Source organism: Paenibacillus sp. FSL H7-0331 (assembly GCF_001956045.1).
Genome location: NZ_MRTH01000021.1, coordinates 1 through 25,576 on the forward strand (window position 1 = coordinate 1; position 25,576 = coordinate 25,576).

General features: G+C 43.4%; 17 protein-coding genes and 1 CRISPR repeat array. Of the genes, 3 read left to right on the top strand and 14 right to left on the bottom strand.

The window, feature by feature from the left end:
• The 8 genes from BK127_RS26070 to BK127_RS26105 form a co-directional block, all read right to left on the bottom strand.
• Positions 1 to 267 (bottom strand): transposase (locus tag BK127_RS26070; RefSeq protein ID WP_144026559.1); only part of this gene is annotated, 267 nt, incomplete at its 3' end.
• Between the two features lie 136 nt (positions 268 to 403).
• Positions 404 to 4,975: direct repeats of the CRISPR family, unit length 32 nt; unit sequence ATTTCAATCCACACATCCGTATGAGATGTGAC.
• 180 nt (positions 4,976 to 5,155) lie between these two features.
• Complete coding sequence (gene cas2 / locus BK127_RS26075; RefSeq protein WP_076234667.1) at positions 5,156 to 5,446, bottom strand: CRISPR-associated endonuclease Cas2; 291 nt, start codon at positions 5,444 to 5,446, stop codon at positions 5,156 to 5,158.
• A 9-nt stretch (positions 5,447 to 5,455) separates the two neighbouring features.
• Entirely contained in the window at positions 5,456 to 6,487 is a 1,032-nt protein-coding gene (gene cas1c / locus BK127_RS26080) for a type I-C CRISPR-associated endonuclease Cas1c (RefSeq protein WP_076234461.1), read from the bottom strand.
• Entirely contained in the window at positions 6,484 to 7,143 is a 660-nt protein-coding gene (gene cas4 / locus BK127_RS26085) for a CRISPR-associated protein Cas4 (protein WP_076234462.1), read from the bottom strand. The genes cas1c and cas4 overlap by 4 nt, the downstream gene beginning before the upstream one ends.
• Positions 7,133 to 7,993, bottom strand: coding sequence for a type I-C CRISPR-associated protein Cas7/Csd2 (cas7c, locus tag BK127_RS26090; RefSeq protein WP_076234463.1), 861 nt, complete (start codon positions 7,991 to 7,993; stop codon positions 7,133 to 7,135). The genes cas4 and cas7c overlap by 11 nt, the downstream gene beginning before the upstream one ends.
• Before the next feature lie 15 nt (positions 7,994 to 8,008).
• On the bottom strand, positions 8,009 to 9,907 hold the full coding sequence (gene cas8c / locus BK127_RS26095; RefSeq protein WP_076234464.1) for a type I-C CRISPR-associated protein Cas8c/Csd1: 1,899 nt from the start codon (positions 9,905 to 9,907) through the stop codon (positions 8,009 to 8,011).
• The gene (gene cas5c, locus BK127_RS26100) at positions 9,904 to 10,623 is read right to left on the bottom strand and encodes a type I-C CRISPR-associated protein Cas5c (protein WP_076234465.1); all 720 of its coding nucleotides are present in this window, start codon (positions 10,621 to 10,623) and stop codon (positions 9,904 to 9,906) included. Before cas5c ends, cas8c begins: the two co-directional genes overlap by 4 nt.
• Positions 10,624 to 10,869: 246 nt before the next feature.
• Positions 10,870 to 13,299 carry a CRISPR-associated helicase/endonuclease Cas3 gene (locus tag BK127_RS26105; RefSeq protein ID WP_076234466.1) on the bottom strand — a complete coding sequence of 810 codons (2,430 nt, stop codon included), beginning with the start codon at positions 13,297 to 13,299 and terminating at the stop codon, positions 10,870 to 10,872.
• Between the two features lie 371 nt (positions 13,300 to 13,670).
• Here BK127_RS26105 and yhbH point away from each other — a divergent pair, with 371 nt between their 5' ends.
• The 3 genes from yhbH (at position 13,671) to uraA (ending at position 17,769) form a co-directional block, all read left to right on the top strand.
• The gene (gene yhbH / locus BK127_RS26110; protein WP_076234467.1) at positions 13,671 to 14,831 is read left to right on the top strand and encodes a sporulation protein YhbH; all 1,161 of its coding nucleotides are present in this window, start codon (positions 13,671 to 13,673) and stop codon (positions 14,829 to 14,831) included.
• Complete coding sequence (locus BK127_RS26115) at positions 14,828 to 16,261, top strand: SpoVR family protein (protein ID WP_076234468.1); 1,434 nt, start codon at positions 14,828 to 14,830, stop codon at positions 16,259 to 16,261. Before yhbH ends, BK127_RS26115 begins: the two co-directional genes overlap by 4 nt.
• A gap of 233 nt (positions 16,262 to 16,494) precedes the next feature.
• A complete protein-coding gene (gene uraA, locus BK127_RS26120; protein ID WP_372237377.1) occupies positions 16,495 to 17,769 on the top strand; it encodes a uracil permease in 1,275 nt (424 codons plus the stop codon).
• Positions 17,770 to 17,887: 118 nt separating this feature from the next.
• Here the strand turns inward: uraA and BK127_RS26125 are convergent, their stop codons facing one another.
• The 6 genes from BK127_RS26125 to BK127_RS26150 all read right to left on the bottom strand — a co-directional run bounded on the left by BK127_RS26125 (position 17,888) and on the right by BK127_RS26150 (position 25,005).
• Entirely contained in the window at positions 17,888 to 18,457 is a 570-nt protein-coding gene (locus tag BK127_RS26125) for a Uma2 family endonuclease (protein WP_076234470.1), read from the bottom strand.
• A 79-nt stretch (positions 18,458 to 18,536) separates the two neighbouring features.
• Positions 18,537 to 19,826, bottom strand: coding sequence for a DNA methyltransferase (locus tag BK127_RS26130; protein ID WP_076234471.1), 1,290 nt, complete (start codon positions 19,824 to 19,826; stop codon positions 18,537 to 18,539).
• Positions 19,827 to 20,129: 303 nt separating this feature from the next.
• Positions 20,130 to 22,667, bottom strand: coding sequence for a putative bifunctional diguanylate cyclase/phosphodiesterase (locus BK127_RS26135; RefSeq protein WP_076234669.1), 2,538 nt, complete (start codon positions 22,665 to 22,667; stop codon positions 20,130 to 20,132).
• 31 nt (positions 22,668 to 22,698) lie between these two features.
• Positions 22,699 to 23,514 carry a 6-carboxytetrahydropterin synthase gene (locus BK127_RS26140; RefSeq protein ID WP_076234472.1) on the bottom strand — a complete coding sequence of 272 codons (816 nt, stop codon included), beginning with the start codon at positions 23,512 to 23,514 and terminating at the stop codon, positions 22,699 to 22,701.
• Between the two features lie 43 nt (positions 23,515 to 23,557).
• Complete coding sequence (locus BK127_RS26145) at positions 23,558 to 24,235, bottom strand: SDR family oxidoreductase (protein WP_076234473.1); 678 nt, start codon at positions 24,233 to 24,235, stop codon at positions 23,558 to 23,560.
• A 17-nt stretch (positions 24,236 to 24,252) separates the two neighbouring features.
• Positions 24,253 to 25,005 (bottom strand): SDR family NAD(P)-dependent oxidoreductase, encoded by a 753-nt coding sequence (locus BK127_RS26150; protein WP_076234474.1) that lies wholly within the window; start codon positions 25,003 to 25,005, stop codon positions 24,253 to 24,255.
• Between the last annotated feature and the right edge of the window lie 571 nt (positions 25,006 to 25,576).

Here is a 25,576-nt window from a genome sequence, read left to right on the forward strand (position 1 = left end):
GATCAGCGCGGCTTGCTTTAAAATGTCGTTCTCCATCTTAAGCCGCTGATTTTCTTTACGTAAAGCAAGAAGTTCGTTTTCCTCAGGGGTACGGTTTGCTTTCTCCGAAAAGGAACCGGAGGTTTGACTTTGTTTGATCCACCGATCTAATGCTGTTGCACTCAGGTCGTATTCACGAGCGATGTTGGCTCGAGTCTTTCCGCTATTATATAACTGAACCATCTGGCTTTTAAATTCGTCTGTAAATGTACGTCGTTCTTTGGGCATCGTAGATTCGCTCCTATCTGATATCTTTATTCTACTAGCCCTCAATTTATCTGTCCAACTTACTATAGCCGATCCACAATCCACATCCGTATGAGATGTGACATGGATCTTATAAGCAAGCTTACGCTTGCGGATAATTTCAATCCACACATCCGTATGAGATGTGACGGGTAAGACGATATTCCCCAAACAGATCGTATCCATTTCAATCCACACATCCGTATGAGATGTGACACCTGGGGATTTATCAAAGAGTGCCGGCAGCTTGATTTCAATCCACACATCCGTATGAGATGTGACAATAAATTAAATCTTAAATGCAAAGGCATATGGATTTCAATCCACACATCCGTATGAGATGTGACGTGGTACACCCAACTCATCGATTATCTTCTGTGTATTTCAATCCACACATCCGTATGAGATGTGACGCATGTCGGACATTGAGCGCCGCCTTTGTGGTAATTTCAATCCACACATCCGTATGAGATGTGACGTTTCAAAGCCGCGGCGGGTTGGTTTACGTACTGATTTCAATCCACACATCCGTATGAGATGTGACACGTGAGCACTTACATATCTTCGCGCACAACGCATTTCAATCCACACATCCGTATGAGATGTGACGTAGGTGCGTTCATGTTGCTTCCCGCTGATACCCATTTCAATCCACACATCCGTATGAGATGTGACGACGGTTGCAAAGAGGTCGTGAAGCTTCCGCAAGCATTTCAATCCACACATCCGTATGAGATGTGACGATGGTTTTTTAACGACCTGAATGAGGTCCATTGTATTTCAATCCACACATCCGTATGAGATGTGACTATATTTCAGTAAGTAACAACAATCTTACAGGTATTTCAATCCACACATCCGTATGAGATGTGACGTCCACCCCCGTAAGGGGGTCTGCCTTGCATTGATTTCAATCCACACATCCGTATGAGATGTGACCTTTGATAGTTTTCATGCTGTAATCGACATTAACATTTCAATCCACACATCCGTATGAGATGTGACTTACTTGTGGCAACCCTCGATCCCCTCCATTTGTTGATTTCAATCCACACATCCGTATGAGATGTGACGCTGGAACGGGGATGTGCAATACCTCAATACCACAATTTCAATCCACACATCCGTATGAGATGTGACGTATATAATGCTCAAACATCCCGTTATACAGCTATTTCAATCCACACATCCGTATGAGATGTGACCCGAACGCTGGCGGTCTGCTTCCGCACGTGTCTATTTCAATCCACACATCCGTATGAGATGTGACTCCGGCATTTTTAAATTGATTAAAGGCATAACGGGATTTCAATCCACACATCCGTATGAGATGTGACTACACTCAAGGAACTCATGGGCGATATCAAAGCATTTCAATCCACACATCCGTATGAGATGTGACGTTCGTTTGTTGGGCAATCAAGAACGGCCACTGTATTTCAATCCACACATCCGTATGAGATGTGACTATCTCAACCTTGGGAAAGGATAAGGGCTGATTATATTTCAATCCACACATCCGTATGAGATGTGACGTGTATATGGCACGTGCAATGGTGCAGCTGGATATTTCAATCCACACATCCGTATGAGATGTGACTGAGTACAATCCACAGCTTGTAAAAGAACTTGAATTTCAATCCACACATCCGTATGAGATGTGACAAGTGAGTGCTACGACAACAACGATCACGAATGTATTTCAATCCACACATCCGTATGAGATGTGACTACAGTTTTCAAGTCACAGCAACAGATACAAGCGATTTCAATCCACACATCCGTATGAGATGTGACGATACTGACGATCCTGCGTTTGACTTTGAAGTAATTTCAATCCACACATCCGTATGAGATGTGACATCGTGGGACGAAGCACACCGGAGCTTCGATAGCCATTTCAATCCACACATCCGTATGAGATGTGACGGCAAGCATTTAGATGTGTTGGATCAAACATTGATATTTCAATCCACACATCCGTATGAGATGTGACAACCTTTTACCGCGTTGTTGTCCAAGTCGTAACCATTTCAATCCACACATCCGTATGAGATGTGACCTCGATGTCGTTTTGAATGAGTATGATCGAGTGTTATTTCAATCCACACATCCGTATGAGATGTGACTCGTATGAAACGACTAAAAGTGTGTCACAGGCAATTTCAATCCACACATCCGTATGAGATGTGACGGCTTGTGCGTTATTTCTATTGCCGTTGTTTGCATTTCAATCCACACATCCGTATGAGATGTGACCGGAAGCAGCTGAAGCCCTCAAAACCCTCTACCATTTCAATCCACACATCCGTATGAGATGTGACCATGACAATACACCATGGAGCGCTACGCCGGATATTTCAATCCACACATCCGTATGAGATGTGACGAAACGTCACGAGCTGTACTGATTCCATCGGCTATTTCAATCCACACATCCGTATGAGATGTGACAATCTGAGGTTGATTGTCTGTCATCCACTGGCCATTTCAATCCACACATCCGTATGAGATGTGACCGGAGTAAACCTCAGTCGTATCTGTGATCTCCTATTTCAATCCACACATCCGTATGAGATGTGACGAACGTAGCGGTACGGATCGGCGTATCTATACAGAATTTCAATCCACACATCCGTATGAGATGTGACGTTTAATTCGCCCTTATATTGCCTTCCCAAAAAATTTCAATCCACACATCCGTATGAGATGTGACTCTCCCAACACGTTCTCTATCGTTTCATAATGCATTTCAATCCACACATCCGTATGAGATGTGACACTCTTTATGATCATTGCTTTGCTGCGGCTCAGTGATTTCAATCCACACATCCGTATGAGATGTGACTGAGATTCTGTTCAGTTTTGTTGAGATATTGTTATTTCAATCCACACATCCGTATGAGATGTGACCCTGATGGCACATGATGCACTGAATCTCCTGCTTATTTCAATCCACACATCCGTATGAGATGTGACGTAAAAGCTCGTCCATGTGATCGCCTCACTTTTTATTTCAATCCACACATCCGTATGAGATGTGACGCCTGCGACCAATCCGGGGCCGGGGCCGAAGCCATTTCAATCCACACATCCGTATGAGATGTGACTGAGCTAGCTTCGCGGATCGGCGGGAGCTGCGTATTTCAATCCACACATCCGTATGAGATGTGACATAAAAAATGGCCATTCAATACGTATCAATTCGGATTTCAATCCACACATCCGTATGAGATGTGACCCTCTCTCCGCGATAACCGCCGTCTTCCCACGCCATTTCAATCCACACATCCGTATGAGATGTGACTTGAAACGCTTGTTCGATCCGCGCGCTAGTTCCGATTTCAATCCACACATCCGTATGAGATGTGACGATGCGGACGGCTCCGTTCAACTACCCGAGTACATTTCAATCCACACATCCGTATGAGATGTGACCCGCGCTCCGTCTCGGTCAATTCCGCAGACTCTACATTTCAATCCACACATCCGTATGAGATGTGACTTCTGGTTGCCCTTCTTTGGGAGCATGATACTTATTTCAATCCACACATCCGTATGAGATGTGACTTCCGTACTTAATAATTAATTTTTCATATTCAGATTTCAATCCACACATCCGTATGAGATGTGACAATAGCCTGCATCACATCGCCCCAGCCCTCGATAATTTCAATCCACACATCCGTATGAGATGTGACATCGCCTTGATTCGGGTGATCAATTGGGATGGTATTTCAATCCACACATCCGTATGAGATGTGACCGGATACGATATTGGACCATATGGGAGCGTTTTGGATTTCAATCCACACATCCGTATGAGATGTGACGTGCAATTATGATCAAGAAGGTGGACGAAGAGTGATTTCAATCCACACATCCGTATGAGATGTGACACGAGCGTAGGCGGTCACATGGGCCGCGACTGCTGATTTCAATCCACACATCCGTATGAGATGTGACACCCGTTCGTTATCGACCCGTTAGATTCGAAGGTATTTCAATCCACACATCCGTATGAGATGTGACTGTTAAAATCGTACGCAAATAAAGGATACGCCTATTTCAATCCACACATCCGTATGAGATGTGACACGATCCTGTTATCGATGATCGCATCAGCGCTACGGATTTCAATCCACACATCCGTATGAGATGTGACAGTATCTAATGGATAGCTTGAGAGGTGGTGAGGACATTTCAATCCACACATCCGTATGAGATGTGACAATATTCGGTGAGAAGATTCTGCGTTTTATCTTATTTCAATCCACACATCCGTATGAGATGTGACTTGCTCTGCTCGTGTGATATACATAGGCTGAGGGATTTCAATCCACACATCCGTATGAGATGTGACTACCCCGACCTCTAGTAAAACGCATATCAAAAGATTTCAATCCACACATCCGTATGAGATGTGACTTAACATTCGATCTGATTTAACATGGGTGTACTATTTCAATCCACACATCCGTATGAGATGTGACCATGTTTGCAGTTGGCTGGACGGGCGTGAAGCAATTTCAATCCACACATCCGTATGAGATGTGACTAATTAGTGAAAACCAGTATAGCGTGGGAAATCTATTTCAATCCACACATCCGTATGAGATGTGACTCTTTCCAGCTGGTAACAGGCTCAGGCGCTACCGATTTCAATCCACACATCCGTATGAGATGTGACAGCGATTTTTGATACGAATATTTCTGAAACTCCATATTTGTGATCAAAAACACACATAAATATATAAACTTTTTAGAATTCATGAAAAAAACAGAGAATTAATTGGTATTATCATCCAATTAATTGGTGCGAATGTCCCTGTAATACCGTGTGTACTACACATTCGCACCTCAGTTCGCACTACAAAATCAAAGAGCCTTCTAAATCAAATGATTCTTTCACACCAATATGTTCTACCTTATTCTTATAATTATTGCCCAATTGATAGAACCTAAGGCTGTCCTGCTCTTGGTCAATAATATCAAGAAGCTTGAACTTTAATGCAGCAAATTGAGCAGCATCTACAACGCATTCAAACACTGAATTTTGGACACGTTGACCATAACTCAAGCATGTTTTCGAAACCTGGCGCAGTCTTCTTTGCCCTGTACGGCTAACTGTGCTTACATCATACGTGACCAATACCAGCAGCCCATTCACCTACTTCCAAAAAAATGGCGGATATTCATCTAAATCATTACGCAAATAACGTGCTAATAGCAGAGCTTGTGCATGCGGGACTAATCCCCAAGAGATCTTCTCGTCAAGATAGGGATGCGTGATCTTCTCTTGCTTCTTATTTTGCCATGCGGTCAGAAATGTTTTTCTCGCCTCATCCTTCATAATAACAGCGCCGTTTTCCTTTTTCAAAAAATCTTCTTTACTTACAATCTTCTTATTAATTAACGTCAATACAAATCTATCTGCAAAAACACCGCGCAGCTCCTCCATCACATCCAGCGCCAAAGAAACACGTCCCGGCCGGTCGCGATGCAAAAATCCAACATATGCATCCATTCCAACGCCTTCCAGCGCTGCCGCCACATCATTCGCTAACAGCGAATAGGCGAACGAGAGCATCGCATTTACGTTATCCAGCGGCGGTCTGCGGGAACGCGAGTGAAAGTAAAAATCCTCCTTCTGCTGTAAGATCATGGAGTCAAATAATTTGTTGTAGCTAACTGCCGCTTGTCCTTCCAAACCTCTCAATCTTTCTAAATCTTCACACGCCCTTACGTCTAAAATGATAGCGGATAACTGCTGCGAGATCGCTTTGAACTGGGCGACATCAATACGCATAGGATAATCTCTGGTCATTCTCTCAATGATCCATTTGTGATTATAAATTTTGCCGACTATGAAATTACGCGCAATCTTTGCTGACAGAATCGTGTCTTCGGATACAGCATATTGTTTCTTCCGCAGTACGACATTGCCCTTGCTTTCCCCGATGACTCTAGCAAGGAACCTGCCATTCATAGTGAAAAATACGATTTGGATGTTGCGCTCTGCACAATATCCCATTAACGCTGGACTTGCTCCGGTATAGCCAAAAGTGATAATGGATTCCAGGTTGTGCAGCGGTAGCCTGCCGAGCTTCTCTTGTTCCTTAAGCAAAACAATATTATCGCCGTCCAGCGACAAATAAACATCAGGCTGTGTAATGTATAATGTATTAAGCAGTTTTTTCATTCCTTGATTTTCCCTTCAACGTAACTTTTAACGGTCCGTTTATTCATAAGTTCCGGCAAACAAATATTTTGAAGGGAGCAGCTTCGACAGAAAGGTCCGGTTTTCACTTTAGGCGTATGTCTGCGTTTATAGTAGTCTTGCATTTCATCGACAATCAACTTCACTTTATTTTTAATGGCTGCGGTTAGTGGAACTTCAACTCGATGTTTGATCTCGTTATAATACATGTAGCCTGTGTCAATGTTGCACAGCAGCATTTCTTCCATACAAAGGGCTTGTGCAGCTAATTGTAAAATATCCTCGTCGTTCATTTTCGGCTTCCCGCGTTTATATTCAACCGGATAGGCGATGTATCGCCCTTCAGCGCCATTAATTTCAACACCGCTATCGTTTCTTATAAACTCTACCACATCGCAAATACCTGTTATTTTAAGTCTCTCCGACTTCACAGGCATTGCGCGAACGATAAGCTTATCGCCCCGCTTTTCCCTCGTAAACGGTTGATCGGCATTACGATGAAGATGCTCTCCCTCAATCGTTCTCACGTTCTCTTCCCATTGCTGCTCGATGTGAATAAATGCCCACTGCCGTTTACAAAACTGGAAATGCTGTATGCCGGACAACATTAAATAGTTGTCGTCCTCACTATAGTCCATCAATGAGCTCGACTTTCAATCCTTCCAAAGGCTGAACACCAAACTCATAATCTTCGAATGCCTTAGGTTCTTCGACACGTTTTTCAAACGTTAAAGACCGATGCACCTTGGCGGAAGAATATTGACCCAGCTTGGATGTGTGCTCCCACCAGTATACCTTGTGGACTTCCATGCTGCCTTCGGGTCTGGCGGAGGACAAGTCGTTCTCGAACAAAGTAACGAGCGCCTGCTTAACCTTGTCGGCATCTTCGTTCGTAAACCCGGTTTTTTCAGCGAGTTGTGTATTGATGCTGCCGCAAAAGACATAAACGCCCGAATCTACGCGATGCTTCATCCCCATCGTATCCGATCCCCTCGCCGCACCCGGTTCGGAATTGACGCTTTTCGTGATTTGCATGCTGGTAATGTCAATAGGGTCAATGCTGGTTGCGGTATGAATGGACACAGGTCCCCTAACGCCGACGGAAACCCCTGCCCCCTTGTCTGCCTTGAATGCAAACACCTGACCGAAACTTCGGACATCGATCCATTCCGCGCAGGCGATTCGGGCAAACCCTTCGCCGGATACTGTTTTTGCCTTCAAAATCTTCGCCAACTCAACATTCGCATCCGCGCGCTCTCTCAAGCTGCCGTATTCATCCGATTTGCGATCATTAGATTGAACAAAAATAGCTTCTCCCATGTCCTGTAGACGATTTCTAATCTTCCGTTTCAACGCAACATCCGATATTTCGCCATAGCCATCGTAATTTTGCCTCGGCCGATTGCCATTCAAAGGATCTCCGTTCGGATTAGCCTTGGTCACGGATAAAACAACTGCAAAATCGATTTTATGATCTAAAATAGTCATGTCGATCTCCCCTTCTTAATTGGGTGCTTCCACCGCTTCATTGGATTCTTTCTTCAGATAAAGCTCATGCCGTTGACTGTAAAATCCAAGCAAATACAAGCCGGATAACGGCTTATTATTAAATTGATCGATCGGGATGCGGGATGCCACTTCATCAATAATTTTGGACCAATAGGTTCCCTTCGTTCCAAGCCTTGCCTGATACGGCTGCAGGCAAGCCTGGATCGTCTTCCAGGTTCTTTCCGGATGTCTGGAGAAAGCATTCATGTACCGAATAGCGTTGGTGGCTCTAGTTTCGTCCCCCAATGCCCGTCTTTCCAGCACATCGGCAACAGCCAATAAACGGCCGAATAAATAGTCGCGGTCCTGATTGTCTGAATCTAATGCCACATTGAATCCCACCTTCTGTTTGCTGATAAGCGCGCATGTTATGCTAAGCGTCTTCTCCCATTCCCACTTCTCCATCGACTCAGGACTTGATGCACGGTGGATAGCGCTGGATACGATGTCCGAAGGCACTATTCGGTCGTCGACAATACATGGCAGCATACGCTCCATAACCCCTTTGACAATCTTGTCGCTCGCTCTTGGCCCGTATGCAGCATAAGCGATGTCTTTCGTGGCGGGCGCTCCATAAAATTCCAAGAAATTCCCTTCATCATCCTTGCGGTACCGGTGCAGCCACACGCAGGTTGAATGCCATTTCGTAAGCTTGTCCAAATAAAGCTCTTTGTCCATATTCCGGTAGTACAGCACCGCCATGCGCCCTGTTGTCGCCGAATCCAGAATCAATATATTAACATTCACTTTCTTATTCGCCGAAGACGCCAACCGATTTCGATATCCGTCCAATGCTTTTGCCACGTCATCGGCGAACTCCTTATGAGTAAACGCTATTTTCTTTTTGGCTGCGACAGGCACAGGATCGATCGAAAAGGAGTCCTCCGTAAGGCCGGGAATATCAGGATCGTCGTTGCCCCATACAAGAAACACGCGCTGATCGATCGTTTTCCCCTGACGGTTAATAAGCCATTTCAAAGCATTGTGCGCCTTTTGAGATACCTCATAGCTAATGCTTGCTGCTTCATGACTTAGATTGAACCGCCCTCGAAACGTAAAGCCGCTGGTATCGTTGGCTGAAATTAATTTGGCCTTATCGCCCGCATTTCTAATTTTATTGGCATGCTTATCCGTGGCTGGAAGCGTCTTTCCCGAGACATAGCAGAGATCATCTTCACCTAGCTGACTGCTGTAAAAGCGGATGAAAGAATCGTACATCTCGTGGTCCTTCCATACTTTCGTCAACAGCTTATTCGGCGAATAGACGTTGAACCTGACGAATGCGCTCGTTTGCTCGCCGGCAATAACGGAGAAAATCGGCGGCCTCGCTCCATCCAACGCCTCAGCATTTTTGTCCCACTTGTCGAGGAGCTTATGATCCGCGTCTACATATAAAATCTTGTGCTCCACCAAGTCCCGAATAAGCTGTCCTTTGCTTAAATAACGGTAAATACTCTGAACCTTGGAAACGGCATATGGGAAATTTGCCCAGTTCTCCAGCTGCTTAATGTAGCTGACAAAAGGCTCTTCCTTCTTGATCACACCGCCATAGGCAACATAATCCCCCGCTACATAGCTTAATTTATCATGCAGCGGATAGGGAGAGATGACTGCGCCTGCACGGCTTGCGGAGCTTTCGGTACATGGGATCAATGTACTCGCATCGCTCTTGTCAATTACGGCTGCCGAATGAAATTCCCCGTCTTCGGTAATATCGACTTCGATATGCGCATTTTGCGTAGTATGAGAGACGGGCAGCAGCGTATACTCCTGCTCGTTATGTTTCATTGCAATCTTGCCAACAAGATCTGTATTCGCTTCATAGGTTTCATACAAATTCAATAACCAACTCATGGATTCCCCCCCTCTGCCAATTGCGCCAACAGCTCGTCTGCGGATACAACATTCGAATCATCAAAACGTTTCGGCTCCATGTTTGTAATCGGACGTACTTGCGTGCATTGGTCAGGCCTTCTAAATTGGATAATGCCGTCCCGCATAACCGGATTCCATAGACGTACTTCCAGTTCGTTCCAGCCTGTTTCATCCGGATAATTGATGCCATGAACCATGCTTCCCAGATGAATTTCGCCATAGCGGTCATAAAATCCGTCCCCTTCGCCAAACACACAAGGTTCAACGTACGCCTGACATTCTCTGGCGCCGAGGAAAATATCTCTGCGACCACCTGCCTGGAGCGAGCGTTTCAAAATATTGTGATGTTTATGTTCGTTTCGGTCATAAGTCATCTCCGGCCGGTTCATGTTGAACTCAAAATGGGCGCGTACCTGATACCGCACATCCCTCAGATACGTATAATTGGCAAGTGTATTTCCTCCGCTATAATCCATCGGGCGAATGCCTTTGGACTCCATACGAATTGGATTCATAATGCGAACTTCATCGATAAAGAAAATGAGGGTTGGCTTCCAGTAAACGCTCTCAACGATTCCCTTCAACGCTTGATAAGTTGGCACTTGATAGGAAAGCTTTTCCCCGCCAAGCTTGGTCAAGGGGTCCGTGAATAGGGCGTAATCCCCATATACGACAAATTCTATCGAATTTCTCATTGATTCACCTCCTTGCGATAAAATTCATATAGATCTAATTCCCTATATTTTCATAATATTTCATATTTTTGGATTTGTAAACTAGAATTATAATTTGTATCATACACATTATATGAATTATTTAAATTTATTATGGTTATGATATAATTTAAAGTCGCTTTCATAGCGTGGATTGAAAAATATAGTGTGTTATGTGTGAAAAGAAACCTATCTTTCAGATAAGACAGGTTTCTTTTTCTTAATTTGTTAATACATGCTCAAATCAAACTGGCTATCATTGTCGAGATCGAGACCAAATTCCTTGTGATAGGCGCTTTCAGTCAATACAAATATTTTCCCTTCAAGCAGGCTTACCAATCCATTGCTTTGCGCCAGCTGATCTCGCTCGTAACGAAACAGGTTAATCGTATACTTCTGAGTTTTTCGCAGCAGCCGCGAAAAGTCCTCAATCGTTTCGTCGCCATTGAGTTGGGCGATCAGTTCTTTGCTTTCCTCGTTATAAGGAACAACCACCGAGGTCGTATGGTCATCGATGACTCGAAAGTATTCAGCCGCCGTCCCGTAGCTGTTCACAATACATAACGGCAAATTCTCCCTCTTTGCATGCCTGTATGCTTGATTATAGGTGCTATCATTTCTGTTAGCGACAAGCAGTTCTGTCATGTCCTTCTCTAATTTCTTGATAAAATAATTCAATTTCAAATTGAATTCCGTATAAAACTCCTTAAAATATCGGTCCATGGCTTGAACGGATAACATATGGCCGCCATGATGATTCTTATCACGCATTAGATCAATCAAAATTCTTTTGGACAGCTTTTTCCCTGTCTTAATTTCCTGTAGATGATTCAGATTTTCCTCCAAATGATCAATCACATAAACCTGCTGAATCTCCCGCTTCCCGTGACGATTGCATCTGCCCGCAGCCTGCGCAATGGAATCGAGCCCAGCTAAAGAGCGAATCACGCAATCAAAGCTTACGTCCACTCCCGCTTCGATTAACTGAGTGCTGATGCATATCACTTTTTCATTATTAACAAGATGTTCGCGCACTTGTCCCAGAATATGATTCCGGTGCGCCGCGCACATCGATGTGCTTAAGTGATAGAGGGGGGCGTCGATCCCTTCCATTTGACGGTACAGCTTTTTCACAACCGATTTCGTATTCAAAATAACAAGCACACTTCGAACCTCATCCATCTTCTCCTTAATGAAATCAGCAAGCTTCTCGTTATCAAACGTTTCACCCGATGCTCTGTCGACGATTTCCACTCGCTTAAACGCTTCAATGACCTGGTCCAGGTTAGGGATAATTTCAGCGTCGCCGTTCAATTCCAACTTATGCTGCTCCACATAGCCGAGTGTAGGTTGGGTTGCGGTGCAAAGGATGAGACAAGAACAAGCATAACTCTTCAAAAAATTCAATGCTTGATTAAACAACGATACGCAGGAGACAGGAACCTTCTGTACCTCATCAAAAATAATGACCGACTCACTTAAATTGTGAAGCCTGCGAATATTCCTGCTTCCTTTGGCGTAGAACACGTTCAAAAACTGCACCATCGTCGTAAAAATAATGGGGTAATCCCAATTATCCTTGGCCAGCTTCAGCTTTTGCCGCTTACTGATTAAACCATCCTGGTCCTCATCGTTATCATCCGCATCATCAACAACGTTGGAGTGATGCTCCAGAATATGCTCGTCGTCCAGTAAAATTTTGCGGATTTCCTCGGCATTTTGCTCAATAATGGTCGTAAAAGGCACCACATAAATAATATGCTTCTTGCCTTCCCGGGTGGCATGCTTCAGCGCATATCGTAAACTTGCCAATGTTTTGCCGCCGCCCGTTGGAATCGATAAGGAATAGATCCCCGACGGTTTCTCCGCAAATTGATCGCACCGATCTGACATTTCCTGCCTGAGCGTATTAATTGGTGACTTAGCGGCAGGATGTGCTTGAAACGAATTGATTTTGGCCATAACCCTTTTATAATAAGCATCAAACAGCTTGCTTCGATTCTGCTCAGGCTCGACAGCCTTATTCTCCTCAAATAACCTCGTGTTCGTTCGATCCGCATCGATTAAAGCGCTAAAAATAAATTTGGTCAGGAACATCAGCTTGCTTTCGCCGCTCAGTGAAGATGGTTTGCTCAGATAAGCTTCCAATTCAGCTAATGCCTGGGAGACATACCGCCGGAGCTCCGTTTCACTTATTACCCATTCAAATAAACACGTTTTTGACCTTTCAAATTCTTTTAACTGGTCTTGCGGTTTTCGAACACGATTCAAATAAGGGGATTCCAATTCATGATCCAAAAAATCGTGAAGATAGGAATGATGCGATATGATGGCATTCCCTACGATTTCTGCCAGAATCCATGACCTGGAAGGATTCCCCTCGTGAAATAGCTCATATAACAGCTTTCCACCTGCTGTCGAATGATCGACACTGCCTCTTCTTGGCGGAGAATCTGGATTGTTCACAGCCTCTAATATGTACTCCCTGAATTCATGAGTGTATTTGCCCATATCATGAAGCATGCCCGTAAGACCTGCTATATGCTTGACGCCAATCTTCTCACCGTATGATTCCGCCAAAGCTTTTACTCCAAGCAAATGTTCCTCAACGCTTTGAATTTGACTGTCACTTTCACGGATATGTGCGATGTAATTCATGTTATCTCTCCCAGATTTTCACTTTTACTTAAGCTAATGTAAGTATACACCATTATAAGGACAACTTGTTGTCAGGGAACATATATTCCCTTCCTCGATCCCCTGAAAATTTCGCAAAGATGGGTCACATTAGACGCTAAAAAATAACATTACAAAAATAGCCTAGAGTCCTATCACATATCCCCATGGGACTTGAATATATTTAGTAACAAGCATTTTTTTAAACCTTTTCTATTTCCTGCCTCTTTGATGTCGTCGAATGTTTACATCAAGCAAATCCATCTCAGATATTACTTACTTTGCAATTTTGCTTGCATTGCTTTTGCAGCCAGCCAACTTACAAAAAGATAAGCCCTCAGGAGGTGTCCGTCATGACAGAGCCCTTGTTTACCGTATCCCGCGAGGATTGGTCCCTGCATCGCAAAGGCTATCAGGATCAAACCCGCCATCAACAAAAAGTACGTGAAGCCATCAAGCAGAACCTGCCTGATCTGGTTAGCGATGAGAGCATCATTATGTCCGATGGCAAGCAAATCATCAAAGTACCCATTCGCAGTCTCGACGAGTATCGCCTTCGTTATAACTACAACAAGAGCAAGCATGTCGGTCAGGGAGATGGAGATAGTCAGGTCGGAGACGTCTTAGGTGTGGACCCGACTCCTGCGAAAGGACCCGGCAAGGGTGAAGGTGCTGGCGATCAGCCTGGGGATGACTATTATGATGCGGAAGTTGAGATGGAAGAATTACAATCGATGCTCTTTGATGAACTGGAGCTTCCCAACCTACAACAGAAGGAAAAGGATGTGCTCACCTCCAAGGAAGTGATTTTTAACGATATCCGCAAAAAAGGGATCATGTCCAATATCGACAAGAAGCGGACCATCCTGGAAAACTTGCGGCGTAATGCAACAGCGGGCGACCCTGGCATTCACCATATCAATCCCGACGATCTTCGCTTTAAAACGTGGGACGAAAAGGTGACACCGCAATCGAACGCGCTGATTATCGCGATGATGGATACGTCCGGTTCTATGGGCTCCTTTGAAAAATATATGGCGCGCAGCTTCTTTTTTTGGATGACGCGCTTTTTGCGCACCAAATATGAGCATGTAGAGATTGTATTTATTGCTCATCATACCGAAGCCAAGGAGGTAACTGAAGAGGAATTTTTCACCAAAGGTGAGAGCGGCGGAACCATTTGCTCATCTGCTTATCAGCTGGCGATGGATATGATCGATCGTAGATACCCACCTTCCCGTTACAATATATATCCGTTCCACTTCTCAGATGGCGACAATCTGACCTCGGACAACGACCGCTGCGTAAGATTGATCGGCGAGCTGGTAGCACGGTGCAATCTGTTCGGCTATGGGGAGGTCAATCAATATAATCGCAGCAGTACGCTGATGTCTGCCTATCGCAATATTCATAATCCGAAGTTCGTCCATTATGTAATCAAAGAGAAAAATGAGGTATATAAAGCGCTGCGCACCTTTTTCCCTAATGCCTCCGCCGGGAGGGCTGTGCAATGAATGGTACGGATATGCAGGATCTTCGGACGGCTATTGCTGAAATTACGGAGATTGCCACTGGCTTCGGATTGGATTTCTACCCGATGCGCTATGAAATTTGTCCCGCGGACATCATCTACACCTTTGGCGCTTATGGTATGCCGACCCGCTTTAGCCATTGGAGCTTTGGAAAAACCTTTAATAAAATGAAAATGCAGTACGATTTTGGACTTAGTAAAATCTATGAGCTGGTCATTAATTCCGATCCTTGTTATGCCTTCCTGCTGGATGGCAATTCTTTAATTCAGAACAAACTAATTGTAGCGCACGTACTGGCCCACTGCGATTTTTTCAAAAACAATATGCGCTTCTCCAAAACCAACCGCAACATGGTCGAAAGCATGTCTGCAACCGCTGAGCGTATCCGCCAGTATGAGGTCGAACACGGAACTGATGAGGTTGAGCGTTTTATCGATGCCGTGCTCGCTATTCAGGAGCATGTCGACCCGATTATTTCCAAGCCCTATGAGGCAGGGCGATACGGCGGCGGCAAGAACAAGGAGCAATCCTCCGATCCGGACAATCGCGATCGCAAGCTGGGCTATGAGGATTTGTGGAATTTGGATCAGCCTCTCAAGGAGAAAGAAACGCGGAACACAGAGCTGCCCAAGTTCCCACTCGCTCCTGAAAAGGACCTTGTGTTGTTTATCGAAGAGCATGCACCGTACATGGCTCCATGGCAGCGCGACATCATGACCATGCTTCGAGATGAAATGTTGTACTTCTGGCCGCAGCTGGAAACGAAGATCATGAACGAAGGCTGGGCTTCGTATTGGCATCAGCGGATTTTACGGGAGCTGGATCTTGGCGTAGAAGAAACCATTGAATACGCGAAGCTGAATTCATCCGTCGTGGTTCCTTCGCAGCACAGCTTGAATCCATATTATTTGGGCTTGAAAATGTTCGAGGATATCGAGAAACGATGGGATCAGCCCACACAGGAGGAACGTGATCGTCTGGGCCGCAAGGGTGGCGAAGGTCGGCAAAAAATGTTCGATGTCCGCGAATATGACTCGGATATTTCGTTCGTCCGCAACTACATGACCAAGAAGCTGGTCGATGAGCTCGATCTGTACGTCTTCGAGAAAAAGGGGCCGGAGTGGAAAATAACCGATAAATCGTGGGAAAGCATCCGCGATCAGTTGATTTATTCCCGTGTTAACGGCGGCTTCCCCTACATCGTAGTCGAGGATGGAAATTATGACCGCAACGGGGAGTTATACTTAAAGCATGCTTACGAGGGCATGGAGCTGGATCTGAAGTATGTGGAAAGAACGATGCCTTATATTCAACAGCTGTGGGGGAAAACCGTACATCTGGAGTCGATTGTCGAGGCAAAGCCTGTACTGTTCAGCTATGACGGGAAGAAGCACAACAGAAAATTTTTGTAAGATAAATCAAATATTGCAGCCAAATAAGTATGTGTAAATTGACGAAACTTACGTAGAGCAAAAAACATTAGCGTATTTTAGCTAATGTTTTTTGGCTTTTCCAATCCGAACAAAAATATTTCCCATTGCTTTATTGCCGAATATATAGGGAAAATAGTAGAAAAAAAGAGTATCCTGCAAATCGAAATATGTTAAAATATCGTTCGGGAAGTTAAATAAAAGGAGGTCAAATTGTGTCACGCATCATTCAAGTTGATGAACGCCCGCCGCTCGGCGAAAGTATTCCGCTAAGTTTACAGCATTTATTTGCTATGTTTGGCTCTACTGTGCTCGTACCTATTCTGTTTAAGGTCGACCCAGCCACCATCCTGTTGATGAACGGGATCGGGACTTTGCTTTACATTTATATGACCAAAGGAAAAATTCCTGCCTTCCTGGGCTCAAGCTTCGCCTTCCTGTCCCCAGTCTTTGTTGTATTGGGCTCTAAAGGCTATAGCTCGGCATTAGGCGGGTTTCTGGTTGTCGGTTTAATTTTTACCATCGTTGCTTTACTCATCCGTGCTGTCGGGACTCGATGGATTGACGTAATGTTTCCGCCTGCAGCGATGGGTGCCATTGTAGCCGTTATCGGACTGGAGCTGGTTCCAACAGCTGCCGGAATGGCTGGTTTTATCGCGCCAAGCGGTGCCCCTGCAGCCTGGACGCCGGACGGGACCACCGTGACGGTATCGATTTTCACTTTTGCAGTAGGAACTGTGGGTTCAGTCTTATTCCGCGGCATCTTTAGGGTCATTCCGATATTGATTGCCATTATCGCCGGATATGCGCTTGCTGCGGTGCTTGGATTGGTACATATCAGAGAAATAGTAGCGGCAGCTGATTGGTTCAAGCTCCCTACCTTCTACAGCCCAACGTTCGACTTAGCCAGCATCCTGATTATCGCTCCTGCAGCTCTGGTCGTAATCGCGGAGCATATTGGGCACTTGATCGTAACCGGAAACATGGTTGGCAAAGATTTATCCAAGGACCCCGGACTCAGTAAATCATTACTTGGAAACGGTGTTTCTACGATGTTATCCTCCCTGGTAGGCTCTACGCCTAATACAACTTATGGCGAAAACATCGGCGTTATGGCGATCAGTCGTGTATATTCCGTTTGGGTTATCGGAGGGGCTGCGGTGCTGGCCATAATCCTGTCTTTCGTCGGTAAAATCTCGGCATTAATCCAGACCATTCCTACACCCGTAATGGGTGGCGTTTCACTGCTGCTATTTGGAGTTATCGCTGCTTCGGGGATCCGAATGCTGGTAGAAACCAAGGTCGACTATTCCAAGCCGATCAACCTCATACTAACAACAGTAGTGCTCGTTATCGGACTTAGCGGCGCGACTCTGAAATGGGGACAATTTGAGCTCAAAGGTATGGCTCTGGCTACCATAGTTACGATTTTACTCAGCTTATTCTTCAAGCTGCTGGAAACTCTTAACCTTTCCAATGAAAAAGTATAAGGAATACCTGACCTGTACAAAAAGGATCTGAGGATTTAATCCTTCAGATCTTTTTGTCAATGAGATTGCTCAGCCACAGCTGTGAGCCCTAATAAAAGAGAGTTGACTTCTGAGCAAATTATTCCAAACTGAATAACCTGTTCATGGATACTTGAAAATCCTGAAAAACTAAAGAATGGATGGTATCCTGCTCCGCATACAAATTACGTATCGCGTAACTTCCATCCTGTAACGTGTACACATGAACCGTTTGATTTCCAGGATCGATAATCCAATATTCTTGCACACCATATTTCTGATATAAGTTAAACTTCTCATTGAAGTCCTTCAATGCGGTGGATGGCGATAGCACTTCGATGATCAAGGTTGGCGCACCCTGACAACCTTTCTTGGATATTTGATCCTTGGAGCAAACAACGGAAAGATCGGGTTGAGTCACTTGATCGGGTAATTGGTAATTTTCGTTTTCACTGAAAAAAACATCAAATGGAGCTACAAACACATAGCAGCTCCGATTCTGAAAGAACGTCCGTAGAGCAAAATGAAGCTCTCCAACAATAAATTGATGCAGCGAAGTAGGGGCCGGAGACATATTATAGGCTTTTCCATTAATTAGCTCCCACGTTCCGTCCCATGTCAGCCAATCTTGATACGTATGTAATTTCTTTTCGTCCGGATTTGACACCATGCTTGACCTCCTTTTGATTCTACAAATCACATTAAGCTAATTGTATCATGGTCAAGGGGATCGTTGCTAATGCATACGTTTATACTGCTTTTATGCTGTAGTAATTCCCAAAAATATCCTTGATAACCGTATACTCAGCACCGTGCTGAATTTCATCAATCCATTGGTTACCGATGGAATCAATCAATTGTTGAATGCTCAATTGTAAGGCGTCCCAATCAAACAAATATTGATTTGTATTTTTATCGAATTCAACATGTTGAATTTGGCACAGAATCCACATATACGGATCTTGTACGTCAAGGTAAATACCGTCATTTCCTAGTCTTGGCTTTGGCCGCGGCACAAGTACAACCTCTTGTTCACTGATACCTTTATCATCAATAAGCGGCATCGTATAATTGAAAGTTATTGATGCGTCCGTGAACAAATCGATATCGTTGGAAAATTTGATGGCATTGATGCTCTTAACCTTATCGCCTATAGCCGTATGTAACTCCTTGAGTTCAAATAAGGAAAATGGGATATTGGACTGTTTATTGTAGGTATCGTCATGGACTAAGCTATTATCAAAATGATCCACCACAAGATGCTCCTCAACAGCAATTCCGATTCCAGCTAATCTTTCCTTCGTTACCTTGATCGCAAGCTGACTGTTATCGCTGGCTATCCATCTTCGGTTCAGCTTCTCAGCGGCAATTAAAAAAGATCCACTCCCACAATAAAAATCACCTATCAATGCCTGTTCATTCGTCGACATATCAATAATTCTTTCCATGAGCTTTTCCGGCTTTTGCGAAGGGTAGAACGTATTTTCATCACCCAATGTTTCGTAAATGCCGATATCGTCCCACACCGATGGCACAAGAAGTCCATCTTTTTTCAAATAGTTATTCGTTTGACTATAAACAAACAGGCATTCATGGGACAAGCCAAACTGTGAATGGAAAGGTCGTGGGTTATTCTCCATTTTCCAGATAATCTCAGCAAGGAAATTGTGCCGGCCAAACTCTTGATCCAGCATCACTTTTACGTAATGACCTTCTTTTTGGTAAATTTGCAGTACAAACAAACCAGTTTCACTGAGCAATTCCCTCGCTAATTGGATTCGCTTTAAATAATCCTTTATAAATAATTGTGAATCCAAATAATGACGCACACCTGCTAATTCGTCCCATGGATTAATTAAGTTGACCCCAAGCTTATCATTCGGCATAGAGAAGATCATTCCAGAGTTAAAGGGTCCATCGAAATAAATTAAATCAAACTTGCCTTTGTAGCCTTCCTTTACTAATTGTTCCATGATGTACAGATTATCTCCCCGGAATAAGACCCGCTCAGGAGATAGCTCTTTTGGGACGACATGCATAATAGCCTTCCTCCTATACGTTTTGCAAAGCCATAACTACAATCTAAAAGTCTGGTGAATAATGAGCGGAGCGGCCAAATGATCCTGGAGAAGCGTCAGCGCTCGCCTTTGTTTCCGTACTTTTACCGCTAAATCATTTATAAAATAAAAAAATTACGGAAACAACAGCGATTGGAAGGATATTTGGCCGCGTAGCGGGACTTATTCACCGGACTTCTAATAAATAAAGAACCTTCTATTGCACATTTCAACAGAAATACGCAGAAAGAAGGCTTTGCATGGCAGATAAATGCCAAACATCGTTTAATTATTTTCCTCCCATGTAGGTTGTTTAAGTAAAGCTTGTATGCCTTCAACGGTTAGTGGCTTGCTAAAGTAGAAACCTTGGACCTCATTGCACTGCTGCTCTTCGAGGAAACGTAATTGCTCGACGGTTTCTACACCCTCTGCAATTACCTTCAACTTCAGGTTCCTCGCCATGACAATGATGGTTGTAATAATCTCCTGATTATCCGTTGTGTTTTTTATTTGATTGACAAACGACCTGTCTATCTTCAAGGTATCAATCGGAAATTTATTTAAATAGTTCAGGGACGAATAGCCGGTTCCAAAATCATCTATGGCTATTTTTATTCCTATCTTTTTCAAGGAAAGCAGCTTATTAATCACATATTCCTCGTTGTACATGGCTATGCTTTCTGTAATTTCCAGTTCAAGCAGCTCGGGCTCCAGTTCTGACGTTTTAAGGATGCTGCTGATCTTTTCCACCAGATTTTTTTGCTGGACTTGTCGAGCTGACAGATTAACGGATATCCTTAATTTAGGAAAACCCTGAACTTGCCAAAGCTTGGCTTGTTCGCAGGCAGTCTGTAGAATCCATTCTCCAATGGGCACAATTAATCCTGTTTCTTCAGCAATAGGAATAAATTCGACAGGAGAAATAAGACCGTGCTCGGGATGAATCCATCTGACCAGCGCCTCTAGCCCAACGATTTTCTTGGTTTCCAAATCAATTTGTGGCTGATAATACAGTATAAACTCATTACGTTCCAGAGCCTTTCTAATACCGTTCTCCAACACGGCTCTTCTGACTATGGCGTCTTCCATTTCACATGCATAAAACTGATAATTATTGCGTCCTTGTTCCTTGGCGCGGTACATAGCGATATCAGCATGCTTAACTAAGGTTTCCACACTATCCCCATTCTCAGGGAATAAGCTAATGCCAATACTAGGCGTAACCGATATTTCCTGGCCTTCGTAAAGCAGCGGTTGGGAAAGCAACGTTGAAATCTGTTCGGCCTTCTCTGCAATCGTTTCTTGGCTGTAGCCCAGTAAAAGCAAAATAAATTCATCTCCCCCTATGCGGGAGCCCAGTTCATTAGCCTCTAGCGTATGGGTAATTCGATTGGAGGTTTCCTTCAGAAAGTAATCCCCTACAGAATGGCCGTACGTATCATTAATCCATTTAAATCGGTCCAAATCGATAAATAATATGGCGATCGATGAATCATGTTTGGCAGCAGATTCAATCCTGTTCTGGAACGTCTCACTAAATAAACGAAGATTCGGTAAACCCGTCAAGAAATCGTAGTTCGCATGGAATTCAATTTCTTTATTTTTATTAACCAATTCTTGAGTATTGATCTGCAGATTCATCGACATCGTATTAACACGCTCAGATAATAAACCCAATTCATCATGTCGATCAATGGCAATTCTTGCATCAAAATTCCCATCGGCAACTTCATTCACCTTGTGAAGAATGCGATTGATCGGTTTGACAATGTAACACGCCAAAAGATACCCGATAATCGATACGAATAATAAAGAGAATAGAGAAATGATAATATTGTTTAATATTTCTTTATCAAGAATGTCCTCGATAACCCGATAGTCGGTTACAATCCCAACAATATAGGGACTTGCAAGCGGGGTAGCAATCGGCACAAAGGTTTTGAATACTTTTTTTCCGTTAATGACCGAGATGACGTTTTGCATTTTCCCTGTCTCGAAAGCCGTCTTGACCGTTTGGACATCCGTCTGATTCTTAAACGTATATTTGCCAAATTGTATATCTCTATTGACCAAATCAATATACTTTTGCCCGTTTACTTCTGTATATACGGGAGGTTGGCCAAAGGCTTTAGGATTAAAACCCGTAATTTCCAAAATGGCCTTATTGTTGCTCATGATTTTTTCCAAGGTCGATTCCGGCCCAAGAATTTGTGAGACATTTAATATCTCCGTAACCCTCATATAGGGACTGATGATATAATTGGTGGTTCCATCGTAATAATACCCCCACTTATCTACATGATCCGGATTGGAGGCAGATATATTAACAGGACCTGACCAATAATTGGGAAGCTTCTGTCCTTGGGAAACCGTTACATTCTTGGTAGCAAACAGTTCCTTGAAGGCATCAAACCAATACCCCCATTCCTTGGTGCTTAAATTACGTTCTTTAGGATCAGAGGAGCGTACGCCCTTAATATCATCCCCTTCCTGCTTTAGTAGGGTAATGTAAGAAACACCTATTTTTTCGGAAAGTACCTTTAGATCCTCATTCGTTACCTGATCAATGTCCGGATTGAGCGCATTCTGCGCGGCTAAAGAAGCTACACGCAATTGATCACCGATCAGATCTTCAACATACTGAGATCCAAATTGAGCTTGCTCGATGGATATGCCGATTTGTTTGGCCAGCTGATCCATCTGCATCTCTTGGTCCTTTTGCAAATTTTCTCTTGTTGAGATGAAGTGAAATAAATTGTTCAAAATCATAATGACGCTCACGACAATGATAAATATACCTGCCAGCTTCTTTTTTAGTGTCAAATCCATCTCCCCAAATCATCCGATTTAACAATTAAATCTCATGCGTGAAGCATTCAAAGTAATTTTTCTCTGTCTCCCATAATCCTACCTTGTACAAGTTAGGAAGCTGCCCGGATAATAACTCATTAATCACCATAACTAATACATCGGAAGTTGGATTCATATCTTTAAGCTCTTCTACATCCAAATTAAGATGCTTATGGTCAAACTTTTGAATAATGACATCGTTTACAACGTTATCCAAATCTGAAAGGTTCATAACCATCCCTGTATGTGCATCAGGTTCACCCTTAACGGTTACGTCAAGATAATAATTGTGACCATGACCATATAAATTATTACATTTGCCAAAGATGCGTTTATTTTCTTCATCACTTAACAAATCACTATGAAGGCGATGTGCAGCACAAAAATGATATTTTCTAGTCATAGACACCATGGAGTCCAACCCCTTCTCAGCTGATAAATAATGATTTTCATGTAAAACCAATTTATATAATTCACAATCCGGAAATTTATCTACGAGTGCATACCATAAATATTCAACGATTTTTTCCGTTGTCGGCACATGCTTTTGGAAATAGGGATGCTCATGATTTAGAAATTTACCATCAAACTCTTCTTCTATAAGTTTTTTAGTAACGCTATCAATATCGGTAATATTGACAACTATACCAGACTTGGTATCAAGGCTGCCTCTAATCATGACTTCCAAAACATAATTATGACCATGACCATTTTGATGGCTGCATAATCCAAAAACTCTTTGATTTTCCTCTTCACTCCAAGTCGAGACGCGATAGAAGTGAGCAGCGGAGAAATGCAACTTTCTACTTAAATAAATCATGTATGTGTCCCACCTCATCAAAGAATCGTTTAAACTCGGGGTATTATAGTACGCCTTTAGGCGGGGTCATTTCTATTCTGTCGATTCGGATATGTAAAGGTGTATTCGCAATAAAAGCAACCATACGCGCGACATCCTCGGTACTCAGCATATCTGCTTGTGAAAAACCTTCAACGTTTTTCCATAAATCGGTATAGGTAGCTCCCAAAATCAAATTCGTCGTCATCACCCGATCTTTGAACCATTCTTCTCCAAGTGCTTCCCCTAATCCATTAAGAGCATGTTTAGACGAGGTATAGAGGGATGTATTCGGGAGAGGGCTTTTTGTCATAATGGACGAGATATTGATAATTCTCCCTCCGCCTTTCTTCATTAGAGGAAATGATTTCTGTAAGCAAGAAATCGGTCCAAACACGTTCGTTTGATAAACTTGCTCCCAATCATTTTTCTCAAATTCAGTAAAAGGTTTATTGATCATGACTCCAGCATTGTTGACAAGCACATCGAGTGAGCCGTGTTTTTCTTCGATGAACTTAAAGGCTTCGCTAATCGATTCCTCTTCTTGCAAATCCATCTCCAGATGAAACCGATTGTCACTGGTTGGTACACCGCCTCCGCGGCTTGCTGTATATGTAATAAATCCATTTTGGGCTAAGTCTGTACTAATGGCTTCGCCAATACCTCGTAATCCACCCGTTACCAATGCAATTTTTGTTTTCATGAAAATCTCCTTTAGTATTAAATGCCTGCATGAGCGGATAGTCCCCCATCAATAACAAAGGATGCGCCATTGATCATCGATCCGGACGGTCCGGCTAAGTAATTAACCATATCGGCGATATCCTTCGTACCGACTATTGCTTTCACGGGTGACCTTTCCAGTACACGAGCCAGATGATCTGTCACCTGTTCCTCCTGAATGCCCATTTCCGTTTTTACATATCCCGGGCTAATGGCATTGCAAGTAATTCCATAAGGTCCCCACTCAGCCGCTATCGATTTAGTCAGGCCCAGAATGGCGTGTTTGCTGGTAGAATAGACGGCTGAATTGGCACCACCCCATACACCGAAGATCGATGATAAGTTAATGATCCTTCCGTATCCTTGCTCCTTCATCTGGGGCAGCACATATTTGGAAAATAAAAACATGCTTTTGACATTGGTGTTCATAATCCAATCCCATTCTTCTTCACTGACTTGATCTATTGCATGGTAGGGTCCGCCTACTCCCGCATTATTAACAAGGATGGAGGTGGTCCCCCATTGATCCTGAATCGCAGCCATAGTCTCTTTAATATCATGGCCGTTAGAAACATCACATTGTATAATCTCAGCCTGTCCCCCATTAGAGCGGATGTTGTCCACGATGGTTCTGGCCGGGTCCAAACTTTTGTTGACAATTAAAATGACAAAAAAGTTTTCTGACGCCAGCTTCTCGGTAATGGCCGCACCAATTCCGCGTCCTCCTCCAGTCACAACAGCTATTTGCATGGGGCTCCACTCCTATAATGATCACAAATTCATATCCTGCATAATTTTAACCCTTGTTATAATCTTCGACAAAAAATGAGATTAACCTTCAAACGTTTTCGCACAATTTTATTTTTATCGAGTTTACATCTCCTCCTCTAATTTACTTGATCCAAATCGAGCTGAATATAGGACCTGCGAGTTCAAATAGTCATATCTGGAAGTTCCATCCAGGACCAACGATACAACCCTATATAGGTCGTAAGTAACTTCAACATAGTACGTTTATAAACAAGGAAAAATCAGTTATATTGTTAGAGTTTGTCGAATCAAATCGAGCAAAATGAATTGACATGAAAGCGCTTTTAAAATAGAATAAATCTATTGAAAAAACGTATTAGCTAATCGTATTAGCAACATCTGCTGAACCTGATTTTTACTTAATAGAAGCTTTGAATGGAACGGAATCCCGTTGATTTCAGGGCTTATTAAGAATACGCCGTCGCAAAAGCCTCTCGGAATTAAAATGGGAATTGAAGGGGGTTGGGAACAGCTTGTCCACGGCATGGTCCAGTTCATATTGAATTAAGTA

Excerpts from the sequence above, each read along its gene's own strand:
- BK127_RS26105 (WP_076234466.1), bottom strand. The coding sequence starts at position 13,299 with ATGAATTACATCGCACATATCCGTGAAAGTGACAGTCAAATTCAAAGC.
- cas8c (WP_076234464.1), bottom strand. The coding sequence starts at position 9,907 with ATGAGTTGGTTATTGAATTTGTATGAAACCTATGAAGCGAATACAGAT.
- BK127_RS26150 (WP_076234474.1), bottom strand. The coding sequence starts at position 25,005 with ATGCAAATAGCTGTTGTGACTGGAGGAGGACGCGGAATTGGTGCGGCC.
- BK127_RS26115 (WP_076234468.1), top strand. The coding sequence starts at position 14,828 with ATGAATGGTACGGATATGCAGGATCTTCGGACGGCTATTGCTGAAATT.
- cas1c (WP_076234461.1), bottom strand. The coding sequence starts at position 6,487 with ATGAAAAAACTGCTTAATACATTATACATTACACAGCCTGATGTTTAT.
- yhbH (WP_076234467.1), top strand. The coding sequence starts at position 13,671 with ATGACAGAGCCCTTGTTTACCGTATCCCGCGAGGATTGGTCCCTGCAT.
- cas5c (WP_076234465.1), bottom strand. The coding sequence starts at position 10,623 with ATGAGAAATTCGATAGAATTTGTCGTATATGGGGATTACGCCCTATTC.
- cas7c (WP_076234463.1), bottom strand. The coding sequence starts at position 7,993 with ATGACTATTTTAGATCATAAAATCGATTTTGCAGTTGTTTTATCCGTG.
- BK127_RS26130 (WP_076234471.1), bottom strand. The coding sequence starts at position 19,826 with ATGCATGTCGTCCCAAAAGAGCTATCTCCTGAGCGGGTCTTATTCCGG.
- BK127_RS26145 (WP_076234473.1), bottom strand. The coding sequence starts at position 24,235 with ATGAAAACAAAAATTGCATTGGTAACGGGTGGATTACGAGGTATTGGC.
- BK127_RS26140 (WP_076234472.1), bottom strand. The coding sequence starts at position 23,514 with ATGATTTATTTAAGTAGAAAGTTGCATTTCTCCGCTGCTCACTTCTAT.
- cas4 (WP_076234462.1), bottom strand. The coding sequence starts at position 7,143 with ATGGACTATAGTGAGGACGACAACTATTTAATGTTGTCCGGCATACAG.
- BK127_RS26125 (WP_076234470.1), bottom strand. The coding sequence starts at position 18,457 with ATGGTGTCAAATCCGGACGAAAAGAAATTACATACGTATCAAGATTGG.